Consider the following 18,433-nt stretch of genomic DNA (forward strand, 5'->3'; position numbering starts at 1 on the left):
TCAACAAAGCCACCGTCATCATCCTGAAACGCCAACAACTGACGCTTGCGATAACTAAAATATGTAGGAATGATGCCCTGACGTTTTGCAAATTCAGTTTGGGTGAGACCACTTTGGGCTTGCTCGGCAAACAAGGCCAGCCATTGTTCTTTGGTACGGTGCATGATGATTACCCTGGCAGTTGATAATGGCAGACAGGGTAAAGTTGATCAGTTAGGATTGGAATGTGTGGTTGGCGTTACGCTTACGTTTTGAGGCTCAATACTTCACTAAGAGTTGCTTATCATAGATACTTATTGAGTGCATTCACTCTTGTTTTGTTACTCGTTTTATAGGCATTATCTCTATCTTTGATAATCAGAAAAGTTGCATTTAACGTGAATGAGCTAACTCATTTTTGTCAAAATATATGCTCTGCTTGTTTGTAGCCTTAACAAACTGGCTTCGTTTAAGCATCTATAACTAAACTTTAAAAATAGTTAGTGTTAGATTTAGTCTTTAAAATCTAAAAGTTATGCAAGCACTCGAAAGGTGAGCCATGGTGATTGGCGAGACGACCGTCCGCCCCATGGACGGGGCGGTCGAGCATCCACGGACGGACTGGCTGCGAGTCGGTGAGTCAATGCCATGGCAAGCCTATATGCGTAGATACCAGCCAACGCTAATCCCCTAAAACCAAAACCAAAAGTCGCAGCCTAGACTACTTTCCTACACATTTAAGTCCAAAACCAATACAGTCGATTTTACAATCTAGAGCCCTTAGTGTGCCCTGCTTAAAAATATCCCAACAGCCACAGTCATATTCGCAGTCGCAATGTGCGTCACATGAAGTACGAAAGCCAAAACCATAAGGCGGAATAGCCGATGAGATAAATCCACTCCCCTCTTAAATATAAAAAAGGAGTGATACTTTTATTCAATCAATATCAATCAAGCCAACTTAAAGGCTTTTATTTTGGGGAGGTGTGCGGCGAGTTGGGGGAATTTGTGGGGTTGAACGTCATCCCAATCAATCGAATAATAGGCGCTTAATTCACTGGCGAGTTGCTGATTATCGAACATCTCATCATTAACCGAAAATATACACATGGCCTTGTGAGTATTCTTTTCACGAAATTGCGACACGCACTTATTGGCAATATCGGCATATTCTTCTGGGCGATCAATCTTGCCCTGCATATTATTTTCTGGGTGCAAATTAGGGTTAATCAGCACAGATTTAAGACCATTTAAAAATCCAATCCGCTCGGCCCAATAAGCACCGAGTCCTACGCCAACCATTAACGGTGCAGGGTCGTCGCTATGCTTCATTTGCTTAGCGACTTCCTTAAGCAAGTGTTGCATGTCGTGCTTAGGGTGCAAAGTGCTGTAACTGATCAAACGCACATCAGGGTCAATAAATTGCAACTGACGCATTTTTTCGTGATTACCTGGGCTAGTCGCATCAAATCCATGAAGATAGAAAATCATATCAAGGCCTTTTAATCATTTTTGATTACAGTGAATTAACTAACCCTAGCAAAAGAGTGATCTCACACCTTGCGCTACATCAAACTTTTGCCTGTTGAGCCAAACAAATTTGCTCGGCAAGCTGCTTGGCATTTTCCCAACGAGCCGTATTATCGAGCGCCGCTGCCGTTTGCGAGGCATTGGGTTTAAGTAAACTCGCAGGATACTGTGGCGCGCTCGCAGGCCAAGTAAAGCCATCGAGTAGCGACATTACGCCCGCATTGTCATTACACACTAAAATCATGTCGCAACCTGCGGCTAAGGCGGCGCTGGCCCTTGCACGGTAATCGCCCGCAAATCCTGCGCCTTGCATGCCAAGATCGTCAGAGAAAATCACCCCGTTAAAGCCAAGTTCTTTACGCAGCACTTGTTTTAGCCAGTATTCGGAAAAGCCCGCAGAGTTAGGGTCGACTTTAGGGTAAACCACGTGCGCGGGCATCACGCCTAATAACTTTTCTTTTGCGATCAATTCTTTAAACGGCAGGATATCCTTTGCAAAAATGGCCTCGGCATCACGTTCATCAATGGGTTTCTCGTAGTGCGAATCCGCCACTACACTGCCGTGCCCGGGGAAATGTTTACCCACGGCGCCCATGCCAGCTGCGGCCATGCCAGCAATAAAGCTTTCGGCCAGTGTAATGACCTCGGCGGGCTCTGGGCTAAAGCTGCGTTTACCTATGACTTGGCTCACGCCGTTTAAGTCCAACACGGGCGCGAAACTTAAGTCGATATCGCAAGCCAGTAATTCAATCGCCATCAAGAAACCGAGCTCACAGGCCCAACGCTTGGCCAATACCATATCACCCTTTGCTGCGGGGAGAATGTCGCCCATGGCGGGAATAATAGTAAAGCCATCACGGAAACGTTGTACTCGGCCACCCTCATGATCAACGGCAATTAATATTTCTGGGCGGATTTGGCGTATCTGTTGTACCAGACGGATCAACTGATCACGGCTCGAAAAATTGCGGGAAAATAGGATTAAACCACCCACCTGTGGATGGCGTAGCATCTCAGATTCAGCCTCACTGACGTCCAACGACAGTAAATCCAACATTAAATAGCTCATACTTCTCCCTAAAAATATTCATTAATACTCAAAAAATAACCACTCAAGCCATAAGTAGTCCACGCTCACAAAAAAGCTAAAAAAAGCGAGCCACCTACCCTTGTAGCGCTATCGAAGCCTGTATTCTTGTCCATAAAATGGCCTGTAAAAAAGTCCCAATTAAGTTCAGCTTATCCGAACTATTACGAATAAAAAAAACTAATGTGAATTGTCACACTAATCTATGGGATACTGGCGTTAGAGTATCACACAAGCAGATTTCGCATGAAAGAACGCCGCCACTGACCAGAGTACACGCGCAAGATTAGCGTGCTTCAATCTGCAGAGCGAGCAATCCCATGCACTCAGACTAAAATAATAAACAAGACACAACAGGACTTCTATCATGATTAGCGTATTTGACATGTTCAAGATCGGCATAGGTCCATCGAGTTCACATACCGTCGGCCCAATGAAAGCGGGCAAAATCTTTATGCAAAACCTGACTGACTCAGGACTCGTGACCCAGATTGATGAATTAAGAGCCGAGCTCTTTGGCTCCCTCGGCCAAACAGGCAAAGGCCACGGCACGGGCAAAGCAGTGATTTTAGGCTTAATGGGCGAAGATCCCGAAACCGTGGACACTGACAGTATCGACGGTATTTTAGAACACGTCTCCAAGGACGAAACCTTAACGCTGCACTGTGGCAAAGTGGTTAAGTTTACCCGTGAGCAAGGCATTACCTATCACAGACGCAAAACGCTACCTGCGCATGCTAACGCCATGACCTTGTACGCTTACTGTAAAGGGGAATGCATTTTTGATCGCACTTACTACTCAGTGGGCGGCGGCTTTATTTTAGATGAAGATGAAATTAGCCAACGTAATGCATCGCCAGCCTCACAAATTGAATCGGCTCCTTTTGATTTTGTGAGTGCGGCTCACTTACTGGAATTATGCGGAGAACAAGGTCTCAGCATTTCTTCTTTAATGATGGCGAACGAACTGAGTTTAGCCACTGAAGATGAAGTCAAAGCCAAGCTGTGGAATATTTGGCAGACGATGAAAACCTGTATCGAACGCGGTTATCAGAAGGAAGGTATTTTACCTGGCGGCCTAAAACTGCGTCGTCGTGCTCCTGCACTGTACCGTCGGTTGAAAGCCGAAGGCCGTAACAATGTCGATCCATTAACCGCTATGGATTGGGTTGATTTATTCGCCCTGTCGGTCAACGAGCAAAATGCGGCCGGTGATCGCGTCGTCACTGCGCCAACAAACGGTGCTGCGGGAATTATTCCTGCCGTTTTATGCTATTACGATACCTTCGTACAAGAAGTGGATATCGATGTCTGCGCCCGTTATTTATTAACTGCCGCTGCAATTGGTATTTTGTACAAGAAAAATGCCTCAATTTCGGGCGCCGAAGTCGGTTGCCAAGGTGAAGTGGGCGTGGCCTGTTCTATGGCCGCTGGCGCACTGACTGAGATCATGGGCGGTACGGTTGAGCACGTTGAAAACGCGGCAGAAATCGGCATGGAACATAACTTAGGTTTAACCTGCGATCCTGTGGGCGGCCTAGTGCAAGTGCCTTGTATCGAACGTAATGCCATGGGCGCGATCAAAGCGATCAACGCTTCTCGTATGGCCCTGCGCGGTGACGGTAACCATAAGGTTTCACTGGATAAAGTGATCAAAACCATGATGGATACCGGCAGAGATATGCGCAGCAAATACAAAGAAACCGCCAAAGGCGGCCTAGCAGTCAACATTGTTGAGTGCTAAGTGCTGAGTGTTAGTTCACTCCCACTAATCGCTTAAATCGCACCATAAAAAATGCCGCAACTCACAAAGTTGCGGCATTTTTGTTTTAGCTCATCGGCGTGACTGCTGAATCGGCTATTTAAGGCTTAAAGTACAAGCTATGGAATTTAAGGTGCTCTTCAATAAAGCTCGCGATGAAGTAGTAGCTGTGATCGTACCCCGCTTGCATCCGCACATCCAAGGGATAACCCTTGGTATGGGCGATATCCACCAGCGATTGTGGCATCAATTGGGTGTCTAAAAAGCTGTCAGCTTCACCTTGGTCAATCAGTACTGGCACTTCGCTAATCGCGAGCTTAAGCAACTCGCATGCATCATACTGGCGCCAATGTTCACGATTTTCACCTAAATACTCACTAAAGGCTTTAATGCCCCAAGGTGCATTACTTGGATTCGAAATCGGGCTAAAGGCCGAAATTGAGCTATATCTGTGTGGATTACTCAGACCAATCACCAAAGCACCATGACCGCCCATTGAATGGCCGGAGATAGCGCGCTGGGTAGTGACAGGAAAATGCGCTTCAATCAAGGTAGGCAGCTCATGGACTATGTAATCGTACATTTTGTAATGACGATTCCAAGGTGCTTTTGTCGCATTGAGGTAAAAACCCGCGCCTAAGCCTAAATCGTAAGCTTTATCCGCCGCATCGGGCACATCGTCACCGCGAGGACTGGTATCAGGGGCGACAATCGCCATCCCAAGTACCGCTGCCATGCGCTGTGCACCCGCCTTCTGCATAAAGTTTTCATCGGTACAGGTTAGACCTGAAAGCCAATACAGCACAGGCACTGGTTTATTCACCGCCTCAGGCGGCAGATAAATGGCAAAGCGCATCTCGCAGTTTAATGACTGAGATTGATGGCGATACTGCTTATGCCAACCGCCAAAACTCTTGTTACAACTGATATTTTCTATGGTCATACAAGTCCTTTTAAGCTCAATCTTTTAGCGCTATTTATAACGTTAGTCTTAGCGTTAGTCATGGCGCTTATCGTCAGCTCAGTTGGCAACACAGCAGACAGATTTGCACCTGTCTGCCGATTAGTCACATCAAGCTGAAGCATCCGTTTAAAATGCAAAACCACTTATTTATCAAAATGGATCACGCTACGGATGCTCTTACCTTCGTGCATCAGCTCAAACGCCTCATTGATTTGCTCAAGTCCCATAGTATGGGTGATAAAATCATCGAGCTTAAATTCGCCCGCCATGTAACGCTCAACAATGTGGGGCAGTTCAGAACGCCCTTTCACACCGCCAAAGGCAGAACCGCGCCATACTCGGCCAGTCACTAATTGGAATGGACGGGTTGAAATCTCTTGACCAGCACCGGCAACACCGATGATCACCGACTCTCCCCACCCTTTATGGCAACACTCTAAGGCGCTGCGCATCACGTTGACGTTGCCGATACACTCGAATGAGTAATCTACGCCGCCATCGGTCATTTCAACGATCACCTCTTGGATAGGCTTATCGAGTAATTTAGGGTTGATGCAATCGGTCGCGCCGAGTTTTTTGGCTAACTCGAACTTAGATTCGTTGATATCAATCGCGATAATGCGACTGGCTTTGGCCATAGTAGCACCGATAATCGCCGATAGACCGATACCGCCGAGGCCGAAAATCGCCACGGTCGCACCTTCTTCCACTTTTGCCGTGTTCATCACAGCGCCCATACCTGTGGTTACGCCGCAACCTAACAGACAAATTTCTTCTAATGGCGCGCTCTTATTGACTTTAGCCAATGAGATTTCAGGTAACACGGTATATTCAGAGAAGGTCGAGCAGCCCATATAATGGAAAATAGGCTTGCCATCGAGATAAAAACGCGTGGTGCCATCGGGCATTAAGCCTTTACCTTGGGTCGCACGAATTTTTTGGCATAGGTTAGTTTTGCCCGATAGACAAAACTTACACTCGCCGCACTCTGGGGTATAAAGTGGGATCACATGATCGCCCACTTGTACGCTGGTCACACCCTCGCCCACTTGCTCAACGATACCGCCGCCTTCGTGGCCTAAAATCGCTGGGAATACGCCTTCTGGATCGTCACCGCTCAGGGTAAAGGCATCCGTGTGACACACGCCCGTAGCCACAATGCGCACTAAGACTTCGCCCGCTTTAGGTAACATCACATCCACTTCTTCAATCTTAAGCGGTTGTCCTGGTCCCCAAGCAACAGCGGCCTTTGATTTAATAAACTGCGGTTTTTCGTTCGACATTGTTACGTCCCTTGAATAGGTAATAGGAGTAAGTCATTGGTGTATCATAAATTCAATTCAGGCCAAGCAAATTCTTGCGCCCATTGCACTGATGCTACTGAATAGGAGGATTGTATTTGTTTCTCAGCGAGAGACAATCTAGTATTCAAGCAATTCATTTTTACTGAGTAACAACAATGTATCTCTGGGACGGCATTTCTGAATTTGTCGCAGTGGCCGAGGCCGAAAGTTTTACCCTAGCAGCGCAGCGGCTGAATATCTCCACCGCCCACGTTAGCCGCCAAGTGAGCACCTTAGAAAATCGCCTTGGCACAAAACTCTTTTACCGCACAACCCGCAAAGTGTCGTTAACCGAAGAAGGCACGATTTATTATCGTCATTGCCGCCAATTACAAACGGGGTTAGAAGAAGCCGAGCGCGCCATCTCAAACCTAAAGGACTCACCCCAAGGCTTAGTCAAGCTCACGGCGCCCGTCGCCTATGGCGAGAAATTTATCATGCCGTTGCTCAATGATTTTATGGTGCAATATCCCAGTGTTGAATTTAGCGTCGACTTGACCAATCGCACCTTGGACTTGATTGAAGGCGGTTATGATCTGGCGATTCGCCTCGGAAAACTTGCCGATTCGAGTTTGATGGCCAAACCCTTAAGCAGCCGCACTCACTATGTCGCCGCCTCACCGAGTTATGTGGAAAAGTACGGTCAGCCCCATACCTTATCTGAGCTTAACCAGCACAATTGTTTGATCGGTAATCATAATTACTGGCGCTTTGTGGAAAATGGCCGCGAGCGCAATATTAAAGTCCGCGGCAATCTCAATTGTAACAGCGGCTACGCATTAAGGGATGCGGCACTAAAGGGCATAGGGATAGTTCAACTGCCTGATTATTATATTGAAGAAGATATTCAAGCCGGACGGTTGCTCTCCTTCCTTGACAGTCACCGCGAAGCCAAAGAAGGCATTTGGGCACTTTATCCGCAAAACCGCCACCTGTCGGCCAAGATCCGTGTATTGGTCGATTACCTTGCCGAAAAGCTCATCGAACAGGATTAAATACTGTTTGAGCAGATTGATTGGTAGCAGACAAAACGGCGCAAACTAGCGCCAGTTTTCCCGCAAAGTGTAATACAACATGCCTAATGCCAGCGCTTGATTGCCAAACCATTCATTTAACGGAATACGGATATGGCGCATGGCCGCAAACAAATCAAATTCACGCAATTGCCCGTCCATCGCATTGGCCATGATCTCGGCCATAATGTGCGATGTCGCTACTCCGTGCCCAGAATATCCTTGGCAATAGAACACATTAGGCGACACTTTGCCGAGCTGCGGGATACGATTAATCACAATTCCTGCCATTCCCGCCCACGCAAATTCGATATTAACGCCCTTTAATTGTGGAAACGTACGCTCAATCGCGGGCCGTAATTCCGCCGCCACATTTTTAGGATCGCGGCCGCTGTAGTTAGTGCCGCCGCCGAACATCAGCCGTTTATCCGCAGTCAGGCGATAGTAATCCAGTACAAAGCGGCAATCATACACGGCTAAATCCTGCGGATTGATTTGCAAAGCGACATCATCGGGCAGAATCGCAGTGGCGCAATTGCCTAAGGACGCCGGAAATAACATACCGCGCAGTTTTGGACGGGCGAGTTTATGGTAAGCATTACCCGCGATCAGCACACTGTTGGCGCGCACTTTTCCCTTGGCAGTGACAACAGTCGCCACATCGCCTTCTTCAATATCAAGTACGGGTGAGTGTTCAAAGATTAATGCCCCAAGACCTGCTGCGGCGCGGACTTCACCCAGGCATAAATTGACTGAGTGCAAATGCATATTACGCCGATTGACCAAGCCGCCGTGATACAAGGGCGAGCCTAAATAGGCAGGCATTTCATCGGCGGATACCAGCGTCATAAATTCACCCATGCCGCGGCGCTGCGCCTCATTATGCATAGCCCTAAGCTCCTGCATGTGCTTTGGCTGGTAAGCGGTTTGGATATGACCAAACTTTAAATCACAGTTTATGCCGTACTTGGCCACCCGATTTTTAATAATGTCATGACCGCGCCAACGTAAATTCCACACATAATCTTCAGCTTCATTGCCAATTTGGCGGCGCAGCTGTTTTGTCATCGCAACATCGCCGGACAAACTGCCCGTCACCTGCCCACCATTGCGTCCGGTCGCGCCCCACCCAATTTTATTGGCCTCAATAAGCGCCACTTTATAGCCCTTCTCAGATAATTCCAACGCAGTTGCCACGCCTGTAAAACCGCCACCCACAATCGCCACATCGACTCGAATGTCGCCTTCAAGCACAGGATAATCCGACTCTTGGTCAATGGTGGCATTGTAGTAAGAGGCGCAACGCTCTGCTGGCATGGTCATTCCTTGATGTTGAAGTTAACTGTTGAAAGTTGATGGCTGAAAGTGAGTGTTAAGTCTTAGTTCTGGACACTCAGTTCTTCTGGACACTTAGTTTTGGACACTCGTTTTAACGCGGCATTATACCGACGTTGTTTTATATTTTTTACAAGCGTTCAGAATTTGTGAGTATATCTAAGTTGAGATCGAGGTCAACAGTGAATTGCGATAACTATTTGCAGGACATGACAAAGGGAGTAGAGCTGGCTGCAGGCTCCTTCTTGAAGAACCTGAAATGGAGAAGCTTGAGATGGAAGCTTCTGAAATGGCGGTACCTAAAATTAAGGCACTAAAATTTAAGGCACTAAAATTTAAGGCACTAAAATTAAGATACCTAAGATTAAGTTACCTAAGATAGAGACTCCGAATGTTAAGGCGCGGCTCATTTTATCTTTTAAGTCTTATACTTTTTGCTGGTTTAAGATAGGCTTGTGCGGCGTCATCCTCTTTTAATCTCAGCAACCTAGAGTCCATTATGCCACTAATGCCAATTGCCCAGCCACTTGTCCAATTACCGTTTTCCCAAGCATGCGAAAACAACAAAGCGCCGATTTTAGCGGTATTAACACAAGCATTCTCACTCAACCAACATGTACTCGAAATCGGCAGTGGCACAGCGCAACATGCTGTGTATTTTGCAGCAAATCTTCCCCATGTAATCTGGCAAACCAGCGATCAAGCTGAGTATATTGAGGTCATTACCGCAAGGTGTATGCATGAAGGCAAGCTACCCAACGCAGCGGCAAACCTACGCTTACCACTTACCCTTGATGTCACTGTGCCATGGCCGGTGAAGGGATTAACACCTGATATTGATGGCGTATTTACTGCAAACACTTTGCATATTATGAGCAAAAATATGGTTGAAGCGTTTTTTACTGGCCTTGGTCTGTATCTCCCCCAACTCAAGACCCTGTGCATTTACGGCCCCTTTAACTACCAAGGCGAATTTAGCAGTGACAGCAATCGCCAGTTTGATGCCTTTTTAAAACAGCGGGATCCCGCCAGCGGCATTCGCGATATTGAATGGATTTGCAATTTAGCCAGCGAGCAAGGCTTAACGCTGAAGCAAGATGTGGCTATGCCCGCCAATAATCGACTACTGCATTTTGTTAGAGGCTAGCTTTTTGTTAAAGGCTCATTTTTTGTTAAAAGCTAGCTTTGGTTTAGTCCGTTTTGGCCTCAGCGGTTCTGTGTCCATAGCTCAGCACTCGGGTAGCTTTCCACTGTTCGTTCTGTTTGCGCCACACAATGACAAAGTCGGCTAGACCTTCACAATTGCCGGTTTCAAAGCTGCAAAAACGGTGAACGCCTTGTTCTATCGCGCCAAACTCTTTCACCGGAAACACTTTCATCGTGCCCGCAACTAACTCGCGGCGGTAATGGCCACAGGCATATTTTTCGGTATTAGCGATCATGTCCTTGCGGTTCCACGTCACGCCACCCGTGTCGTGGTAAAACTCTACATCTTCAGTGAAAAACGCCGCGTGTTTCTTGAGTTCAGCAGGGGCTGAACACTTATTGAAACTGTCGAACACAGCAAAATCCACCGCTGCAATTTGGGTAGATAAAGTGTCTGTAAGTGCAGCAGCGGGCTGCGCAATGTCAGCTTGTGGAGCATCAGCGGTTTTATCCGATGCTGCTTTAGCTAATGTTGGCGTATCTGTGGCAACCGCAGGTTCGGTAGTGGCGAGTGACAAAGTTAAAACAGTGACTGTGGCTAGGCTATAAAATGCTGGATTCATATTCTCTCCGTAAATATTGGCAATACATTTTGTATGGCGACTATTCACATCACAAACATGAATGCACCACGAAACATAAAGTCACATCGCCAGCAAAGCTTATGCCAGTTAAAATATCCATATTAATCATATTGATATAGCTTCATATTACGTTATGCCGTTTTGTGCGGTGATAGTTTCTGATTATTCTCACTATTTTTTAGTGATTTATCCGACGACAGTCAGACTCAGATCGTCATACTCAGTGCCTTGTGCTCAATGCGCTCAATCAGAATGACCATGCCAGCGAGCAACACGTCGAATATACGGGCTATCACACTGTTATTAAACACTAAAAATTTACACTTCCTTTACACAAAAGAGAGACATCCAAGCTTGAAGCTATAATTAAGAATAATTATCATTCGCCAAAATTACCGAAGGAAGAATGATATGCCCCGCTTTATCCATCGCACTCGCCAAACCTCGCATCTATCTCATGCAACACAGACACCTATGTTGAGCCAGCTATCACGCGCTATTGGTTTATGTTTGTTATTACCTGCAGCATGGGCTAGTGCGGCAAATACGCAAGATACCACTCCAGAAATGGAGCGCATGGTAATCACAGCAACACAAACTAAACACTCGGAGCTTTCGGCGCCAGCTTCGGTGTCCGTGATTAACCGCAGTGAACTTGAAGCGCTAGTCATAGACGATCTCGCTAGCGCAGTCCGTTATTTACAGGGTGTGAACATCAGCGAAGGCACGCCCTATGGCCGCAATGAGATCAGCCTGCGAGGTTTAGATTCAGATTACACTTTAATCTTGATTAATGGCCGCCGCATTAACTCCCGCGAAGCATTAACCTCTGGTTATGGCAACGATTTTGACTTGTCCTCTATTCCAATGTCTGCCATTGAACGTATCGAAGTTGTACGTGGGCCTATGTCATCCCTCTACGGCTCAGAAGCTTTGGGCGGTGTGGTTAACGTCATACTGCGTCAACCAACTGAGGACTGGCAAACCAGCGTTGGCGTGCAATACGATGCACCTACCAGTGGCAAGGGTGGCGATAGCACTAAGTACAATTTCTACAGCAGTGGCGCGCTGATCAAAGATAAATTACTGGCAAACTTAATCGTCGACAGCAATAAACGCGATGCATGGCGCTCGGACTTAAAACCCACTATTGATGCGCTAGAAGACAGAGATGAAATCAGCGCCCTCGCAAATTTACAATGGCTGATTGATAACCAGCAAGATCTGCAATTTGACTTAAGTTACGCCAACGATGAACGCGAGTCTGATTGGAATAACTACGGCACGATCCTCACCAATAACCAACAAGCGGAGCGGATAAGTTCAGGTCTGACCCATAATGGCCACTGGAACTGGGGCGACACTCGCCTGCGCTATTACTATGAAAATGTTGAGGTGACTGACGACTCAGCGTTAATCGCCGAGATTGGTAATATCACCCAAACCAACCACAATCTCGACGGTCAAACCACTGTCCTGCTTGGCGATCACATGTTAACCAGCGGTGCAGAATACCGTTGGACCCAGCTCGAAAATAGCCGCAATATTTTAGGTGATGGCACCTTAGACGACAGCCAATCGGCATTGTATCTACAAGATGAATTTAGCTTAGGCGAACTCAATATCACTTTAGGTGGGCGTGTCGATCACCACGATGTGTACGGCACCGAATTTAGCCCACGCTTGTATTTGGTGTATAACTTAAGCTCTGAATGGGTCATTAAAGGTGGTGGCGGCAAAGCCTTTAAAGCGCCAAATATGGCGCAATCCCAAGCCGATTATATTATCCCCGCTTGTCGTGGCGCCTGTGCCGTTGCGGGAAATCCTGATCTTCAACCCGAAACCTCAGTGAACTACGAGTTATCGACCCAATATCAAACCACGGATTTTGGTGGCTCGATCACCTACTTCCATAACGATGTAGAAAATAAAATTATCACCGAAACTTGGAATAGAGTCCCTGGTACAGTATTAACTTACCAAAACGTGAACGAAGCTAAGATCACTGGTTGGGAATTACAAGCTTGGTACAATTTAACTCAAGATCTCAGCCTAAACGGTAATTACAGTAAAACCGATGCCGAAGATAAGCAAAATGGCGCGCCTTTTACCTTAACACCGGACGACAGCTATAACCTGAAACTGCAATGGCAGGCATTCGATGGTTTATCCACCTTTATCGCCTACCATTATACTGGCGAGCAGTATTTACGAGCCAATGTCAAATCAGAGGGTTATGGCTCGCTCGATATAGGTGCGAATTATCAAATTAATCCTATGTTTAGACTGAAGCTTGGCGTGACTAACCTAACGGATTCTGAACGTGACCAAGTTGCCACCGACCTTGATTATATTCAAAAGAGTCGCAGTATTTATGCTGGGGTAACTGCAAGTTTCTAAGCTCTACAAACCAGAAATTAATGTGTAATTATAGCTCTGCTACTCAACATTAAACATCATAGGTGAAGCCCGTTTTGGCTTCGCCTATTGTTTTAAGACCAAAATAAATATCACACATCCGACTAGAAAAAGTAAAATCAATATATTTTCTAAAATAGAGAATTTTTAAATAAACATCAAAAATATAAATTACATAATCCAGATTTAAATCATTAGTCTTTTACATTCCGCAATATAACCTTGATCATACTTTAACGCTAAAAAATAACTCACCCGTTAACCTTTGATAACGATCAAGGTTTTGTCATATTAAAAAACTATTATACACACGCAAGACTGCTAAAGCTTGAGGTGTAAAATTCTCGATTATTAAACGTACGCACCAAGCAAAAGTGATATTATCTTTCCGTTTATATCACTAATAAAACAGCGAGAAAAATACAGCTCCAACTTCAAGTTACATATTTCATAGCTAGATATGTGATTTACTCGCTTCAGAATGATGATTTAACCAACAATAAAAAAGGAAAATAACATGCTTAAAAAGATGATGCTAATGTGCGCACTGTGCTTTTCAACGAATTTAATGGCGGTATCACTTGCCGACAGTCATTCTGAAAGATCTGACTGTGAATCCTGCCATAAAGATAAAAAACCTTCAGCGGATTATGTTTTTGAAAATCAGCAATGTGTATCATGCCATGGAGAAATGAAAACACTTGCAGGCGAAGCTCATACTAAACATGATGGCGTTTTAACATGCACCAATTGCCACATCGCTCATCAAGAGAAAGCACCAGCAGATGCTTGCAAAGAATGCCATTAATTCACTAAAAATCTAAAACCAAAGGCCGAAGAATTATTTATTTTGAATGGAACCATTAGGCAGGATGCCACTTGACCCAACCTCCAAGGGTGTTTGCCATCTATTGCTCACAGGTGGCAATTTTTACCTCCGTTTTTATATCCTCACAATATGTGTAACGGCTCAATACTTAGCTCAGAATTCCATATCCGGCAAATAAGACAAATTTAAGTATGCTAGGTAAACCATAAACGAATTTCAGGGGATTGTTCTCAAGAATGCCAATGCCTTTTCTAGGTCACGGGTGCGTGCCATCGGCGGCAGCGAGTTTAAAAAGGCTTGGCCATAGTAGCGATTCACGATGCGATTATCGCAAAGGATCAACACACCGCGATCTTTTTCATCGCGAATAAGACGGCCAACACCTTGTTTCAGCGCAATAATCGCCTGCGGTAACGACACTTCAGTAAAAGGGTCAAGTCCCTGACGACTCACATTGTCGGCTCGGGCGCGATACAGGGGCTCATCGGGCGACACAAAAGGTAATTTGTCGATAATCACGCAGCTTAACAATTTGCCGCGCACATCCACCCCTTCCCAAAAACTACTGGTGCCGAGCAATACCGCATTGCCGAGTTGGCGAAACTTAGTCAGCAGACTCTGTTTACCCGCTTGGCCTTGTACCAGCAGCGGATACTGAGTGCGAGTTCGCAGTGCCAGCGCCGCTTGTTCGAGCATTTTATGGCTGGTAAATAAAATAAAAGTCCGTCCCTGCGCCGCATCTATCGCTTGCACGCACACATCCACCAACTGCTTTAACGCTTGCTGTTGATTGGTCACGCTCCCAAGTTGTCTCGGCACACAAAATACCGCTTGGCGGGGATAATCGAAGGGACTGTCGAGAATGCTTTGCTGCGCATCAACGATACCCATTTCTCGGGTAAAATGAACAAGACTGCGGTTAACCTGCAAAGTTGCCGAGGTAAATATCCAGCTGGTTTCGGGCACAAATAATTGTTGGCACTCACGGGCAATATTGATTGGTGAAATTCGCAGCACCACAAAGCGACTACCAAATTCGATGCTGTAGGCCGCCAGATTATTATCGCAGTTAAAAAACACACTGAGCTTGTTATTCAGCTCCGCCAACTTAATGGCGATATCATCTAACAATTCACTACGCCCAATATGGGCCATTAATAAATTCTGCAGCGCGGTTAATTCCGCTAATAAATCCCATGACGCCGCCGCGAGCGCTTTATTGCCCAGCACTAAACGCCAATCGGATTCGCCGCAGGAATATAACTGATTATGCCAATCACTTAATTTAGCGAGGCAACGCTGGCAAAATTGGGCGAGTTGCCCAGTATCACTGAGTTCAGTCTGATAAATAGCGAGTAGCTTTTGAATGAAATCATCGATAGTACGACTCGAACATTGCTGGCCAAAATAGTTAACGCAAATATCGGGTAATAAATGCGCTTCATCGAAAATCACCACATCAGGATCGGGTAATAACTCGGCAAAGCCCGTGTCTTTCAGTACGCTATCGGCGAAAAATAAATGGTGGTTAACCACAATGATTTTGGCATCCAGGGCACGGCTGCGCGCCTTGCGAGTAAAGCAGACATCGTAAAAGTCGCAGCGCTTGCCAATACAGCTTTCCTTAGTGCTGACCACGAGCGGCAGCGCCGAGGAATTCTCAGGCACTGAGGTTAAGCCGCCAATATCACCATCTTTGCAGGTGCTCGCCCACTGATTGATTTTCAACAAATCATCCAACAAACGCGCATCGATATGTGTCGCCTCACTCATTTGCTTATCGAGGCGCCACTGGCACAGATAATTATTACGCCCCTTTAGTAGAGCCAGTTTAGGCTCAATCCCCAACATGGCGACCAGCGCGGGTAAGTCTTTAAAAAACAACTGCTCTTGCAAGTTTTTACTGCCCGTACTGACGATGACTTGCTTACCGCTCAATATCGCGGGGATCAAATACGCAAAGGTTTTACCTACCCCCGTACCCGCCTCAATCACCACATTGCCCTTCGCCGCTATCGCCTCACTCACTTCCTGTGCCATTTGCATTTGGCTTGTTCGCGCACTAAACCCTTGAATATGTTTAGACAATACTCCATCGGGCAAAAATGCGCGTAGCACTTCGGACGCGAGTCGACTCACCGTAGCGGTGCCTTTTAAAGCAGAAGGCTTAGCGACGGTTTCTTTAGAGGAAACATGCTTTGATGTCGGTTGGCGGGAGCGAGTCAAAGGGAGAATCAATCCTTTATCAAGGTGTTAGGAACGTCAGTGAAAACAGTACTGCAAGTCCACACAATAAATTACTGAGCGAATGCATAGTGAAACTTTTAAGCACAAACAATGGTTAGTACGGCATGCCACTGCCGTAAACAATAGCGTTAAGCTTAACAGCTCGAAGCATTATGCTGATTTGAGATAAGACTACAAGTTAGCCGCGTAATTAACACCAATTTAAACGTCGGTATTTGCTAGCATCCGCCAAAGCATGTGCGCTAGCTATAACGGTTCGCAAACTTCTGTCGATTTCAGCCTGCCACTAACCATTTGAAATAAATAAGCTACCTCAGCAAAGCAAAACTCTATACCATTATATACGCTCGATAACAGGATGTTTCAGTGCCCAAGCATCAATACTAAAACGCAGGTAATCAGGATGAATGATGTCAAACGTTAGTCTTATCAATTTAAAAACAAGTGACACCACAACGCTACAACGTCTGCTCCAACTTTATTATTTTGATTCAACATCTTGGAGTAAAGAAGATATAGGCATTGATGGGTTATATGATGGCTCTACAGCCTCAGATCTTGAATCCTATGTTAACTCACAAGAGGCAAAAGCCTACCTCATTTGGGTAAATGAAGTATTGGTAGGCTTTGTTCTACTAGAATCGGTTGAAGATGAAAAAAGGCTTATCTGGGAACTGGCTGACCTCTTTATTCTTCCTAAATATCGCGGTGGTTGGATTGCGCTCGAAGTAGTCCGTCAAATATTTGAGCAGATTAGCACACCGATACTGGTCGCTACGTTCAAAGAAAATGAACTGGCTTTGCGCTTTTTTAAAGCGGTATCAAAACGATTACAGCTTAATTCAGTACGTGAGTTAATCGAGGATGAAACTACTCCGTTTTATACTTTCATCATAAATGAACACATCTAACAATCCATGTTATTCAAGTTTTTCTAAGCCACCCATTGTTTGTAGTAGTACGGTTAATTTGGCCATCTAGTTAGAATTGACCTCAGCAATTTCTACGTTTTTTGACCTTCGCCATACTTATCGTAATGTGAACTAGACGATTGTGAGTAATAGATCTTCCGCGCTTTTGTCCAAAAGCGTGCTGCGTGTCTCCTTAAAACCTACAGTTTATGCTAATGCTAAAAAGGTAGGCCATGGTGATTAGCGAGACGACCGTCCGCCCCATGGACGGGGCGGTCGAGCATCCAAGGATGATGGGATGGACACCTCTTGTGAAGTAGGCATCATTTACGCCATATTGAATTTGCACGTTCAATAACAACAAAAGGTGTCCAAAATGAAAGTTACACTAATAGGAATTGATCTCGCAAAAAATATCTTCCAAGTATGTGGAGTTAATCAAGCAGGCAAGAGTGTTTTTAACCGTTCGATTAAACGTGCTCAGCTCCTGACTTTTCTGCGTACTTACCCTGATGCCACTATTGCGATGGAAGCTTGTAGTGGCTCTAACTATTGGGGCAGAGAGTTACTTTCTCTCGGGCATGACGTCAAACTGATCCCGCCTCAGCATGTTAAGCCATTTGTCAAAGGCAATAAGAACGATCGCAATGATGCCTTCGCTATCTGTGAGGCGGCGCAGAGACCGAACATGATTTTCGTCCAGCCGAGAACCTTACCGCAGGTTGATATCATCATTACCCACAGAATTCGCGAGCGCCGGATCAGAATGCGCACTGCACTAACCAATCAAATCAGAGGCTTACTAAGTGAATATGGAATAGCCCTCCCTAAAGGACGTAATCCATTGAATCTTTTGCTGCCGGAATTACTTGAGGATGCCAGTAATCAACTCACTACGATTGCACGCCAATACATGCGTGATCTGATGGAAGAATTGCGTGCGATCAACGTTGCAATAGGTTCGCTGGAAAAAGATGTAAAGAATCCGCCTTCTTAGAAGGCGGCTTTGACTTGCCCCTGGAAGGGGCTATTCCAAAAACTACATCATCTGCAACGACAATTGAGCCTCATGTTCCTGATCTTGTTTATCTTGATGGCGCACATATCGTCTAATGATTTCTTCATTAACACCTACTGTATCTACAAAATAACCTCTGGCCCAAAAGCTATTGCCCCATAGCTTTTTACGTACATGAGGGAATTTATTGAATAGCCTTATCGCACT

14 protein-coding genes and 2 pseudogenes are annotated in these 18,433 nt (G+C 45.8%); 7 read left to right on the forward strand and 9 right to left on the reverse strand.

From position 1 onward, the window contains the following. The 3 genes from tnpA (L5M18_RS20840) to nagZ all read right to left on the reverse strand — a co-directional run. On the reverse strand, positions 1-164 hold a 164-nt coding region (tnpA, locus tag L5M18_RS20840; protein ID WP_411569281.1), incomplete at its 3' end, for an IS66 family insertion sequence element accessory protein TnpA. 766 nt (positions 165-930) lie between these two features. Further along, positions 931-1,470 carry an alpha/beta hydrolase YcfP gene (ycfP, locus tag L5M18_RS20845; protein ID WP_113940582.1) on the reverse strand — a complete coding sequence of 180 codons (540 nt, stop codon included), beginning with the start codon at positions 1,468-1,470 and terminating at the stop codon, positions 931-933. A gap of 79 nt (positions 1,471-1,549) precedes the next feature. Next, a complete protein-coding gene (gene nagZ, locus L5M18_RS20850; protein ID WP_263198475.1) occupies positions 1,550-2,578 on the reverse strand; it encodes a beta-N-acetylhexosaminidase in 1,029 nt (342 codons plus the stop codon). 385 nt (positions 2,579-2,963) lie between these two features. Between nagZ and L5M18_RS20855 the strand changes: the two genes are divergently transcribed. Further along, positions 2,964-4,340 (forward strand): L-serine ammonia-lyase, encoded by a 1,377-nt coding sequence (locus tag L5M18_RS20855; protein ID WP_028759794.1) that lies wholly within the window; start codon positions 2,964-2,966, stop codon positions 4,338-4,340. A gap of 118 nt (positions 4,341-4,458) precedes the next feature. Here the strand turns inward: L5M18_RS20855 and fghA are convergent, their stop codons facing one another. Next, entirely contained in the window at positions 4,459-5,301 is an 843-nt protein-coding gene (gene fghA / locus L5M18_RS20860) for an S-formylglutathione hydrolase (protein WP_028759793.1), read from the reverse strand. A 164-nt stretch (positions 5,302-5,465) separates the two neighbouring features. Next, positions 5,466-6,605, reverse strand: coding sequence for an S-(hydroxymethyl)glutathione dehydrogenase/class III alcohol dehydrogenase (locus L5M18_RS20865; protein ID WP_006081880.1), 1,140 nt, complete (start codon positions 6,603-6,605; stop codon positions 5,466-5,468). Between the two features lie 176 nt (positions 6,606-6,781). Here L5M18_RS20865 and L5M18_RS20870 point away from each other — a divergent pair, with 176 nt between their 5' ends. Next, positions 6,782-7,660 (forward strand): LysR family transcriptional regulator, encoded by an 879-nt coding sequence (locus L5M18_RS20870; protein WP_263198477.1) that lies wholly within the window; start codon positions 6,782-6,784, stop codon positions 7,658-7,660. A 45-nt stretch (positions 7,661-7,705) separates the two neighbouring features. Here the strand turns inward: L5M18_RS20870 and L5M18_RS20875 are convergent, their stop codons facing one another. Then, positions 7,706-8,995 (reverse strand): NAD(P)/FAD-dependent oxidoreductase, encoded by a 1,290-nt coding sequence (locus tag L5M18_RS20875; protein WP_263198478.1) that lies wholly within the window; start codon positions 8,993-8,995, stop codon positions 7,706-7,708. 517 nt (positions 8,996-9,512) lie between these two features. On the opposite strand from L5M18_RS20875, the gene L5M18_RS20880 reads away from it, so the two are divergent. Then, a complete protein-coding gene (locus L5M18_RS20880) occupies positions 9,513-10,160 on the forward strand; it encodes a class I SAM-dependent methyltransferase (protein ID WP_263198479.1) in 648 nt (215 codons plus the stop codon). A 43-nt stretch (positions 10,161-10,203) separates the two neighbouring features. On the opposite strand, the gene L5M18_RS20885 is transcribed toward L5M18_RS20880, so the two are convergent. After that, positions 10,204-10,782, reverse strand: a complete 579-nt coding sequence (locus L5M18_RS20885; RefSeq protein ID WP_263198481.1) for a nuclear transport factor 2 family protein — start codon at positions 10,780-10,782, stop codon at positions 10,204-10,206. 432 nt (positions 10,783-11,214) lie between these two features. Between L5M18_RS20885 and L5M18_RS20890 the strand changes: the two genes are divergently transcribed. Both L5M18_RS20890 and L5M18_RS20895 read left to right on the forward strand, forming a co-directional pair. Then, positions 11,215-13,203: a TonB-dependent receptor domain-containing protein gene (locus L5M18_RS20890; protein ID WP_263198483.1), complete on the forward strand. Its 1,989-nt coding sequence runs from the start codon at positions 11,215-11,217 to the stop codon at positions 13,201-13,203. 535 nt (positions 13,204-13,738) lie between these two features. Beyond that, on the forward strand, positions 13,739-14,029 hold the full coding sequence (locus tag L5M18_RS20895; protein WP_028759787.1) for a cytochrome c3 family protein: 291 nt from the start codon (positions 13,739-13,741) through the stop codon (positions 14,027-14,029). 237 nt (positions 14,030-14,266) lie between these two features. On the opposite strand, the gene L5M18_RS20900 is transcribed toward L5M18_RS20895, so the two are convergent. Then, positions 14,267-16,276: an ATP-dependent DNA helicase gene (locus tag L5M18_RS20900; protein WP_263198485.1), complete on the reverse strand. Its 2,010-nt coding sequence runs from the start codon at positions 16,274-16,276 to the stop codon at positions 14,267-14,269. 431 nt (positions 16,277-16,707) lie between these two features. On the opposite strand from L5M18_RS20900, the gene L5M18_RS20905 reads away from it, so the two are divergent. Both L5M18_RS20905 and L5M18_RS20910 read left to right on the forward strand, forming a co-directional pair. After that, positions 16,708-17,208, forward strand: a complete 501-nt coding sequence (locus tag L5M18_RS20905) for a GNAT family N-acetyltransferase (RefSeq protein WP_263198487.1) — start codon at positions 16,708-16,710, stop codon at positions 17,206-17,208. A 376-nt stretch (positions 17,209-17,584) separates the two neighbouring features. Continuing rightward, positions 17,585-18,190: pseudogene (locus L5M18_RS20910) on the forward strand (IS110 family transposase); the annotation flags it as partial. A 57-nt stretch (positions 18,191-18,247) separates the two neighbouring features. On the opposite strand, the pseudogene tnpA (L5M18_RS20915) reads toward L5M18_RS20910, so the two are convergent. Then, positions 18,248-18,433: pseudogene (tnpA, locus tag L5M18_RS20915) on the reverse strand (IS200/IS605-like element ISSod23 family transposase); the annotation flags it as partial.

Source organism: Shewanella sp. SM20 (genome assembly GCF_025654545.1).
In the GTDB taxonomy this organism is placed as follows: domain Bacteria; phylum Pseudomonadota; class Gammaproteobacteria; order Enterobacterales; family Shewanellaceae; genus Shewanella; species Shewanella oncorhynchi.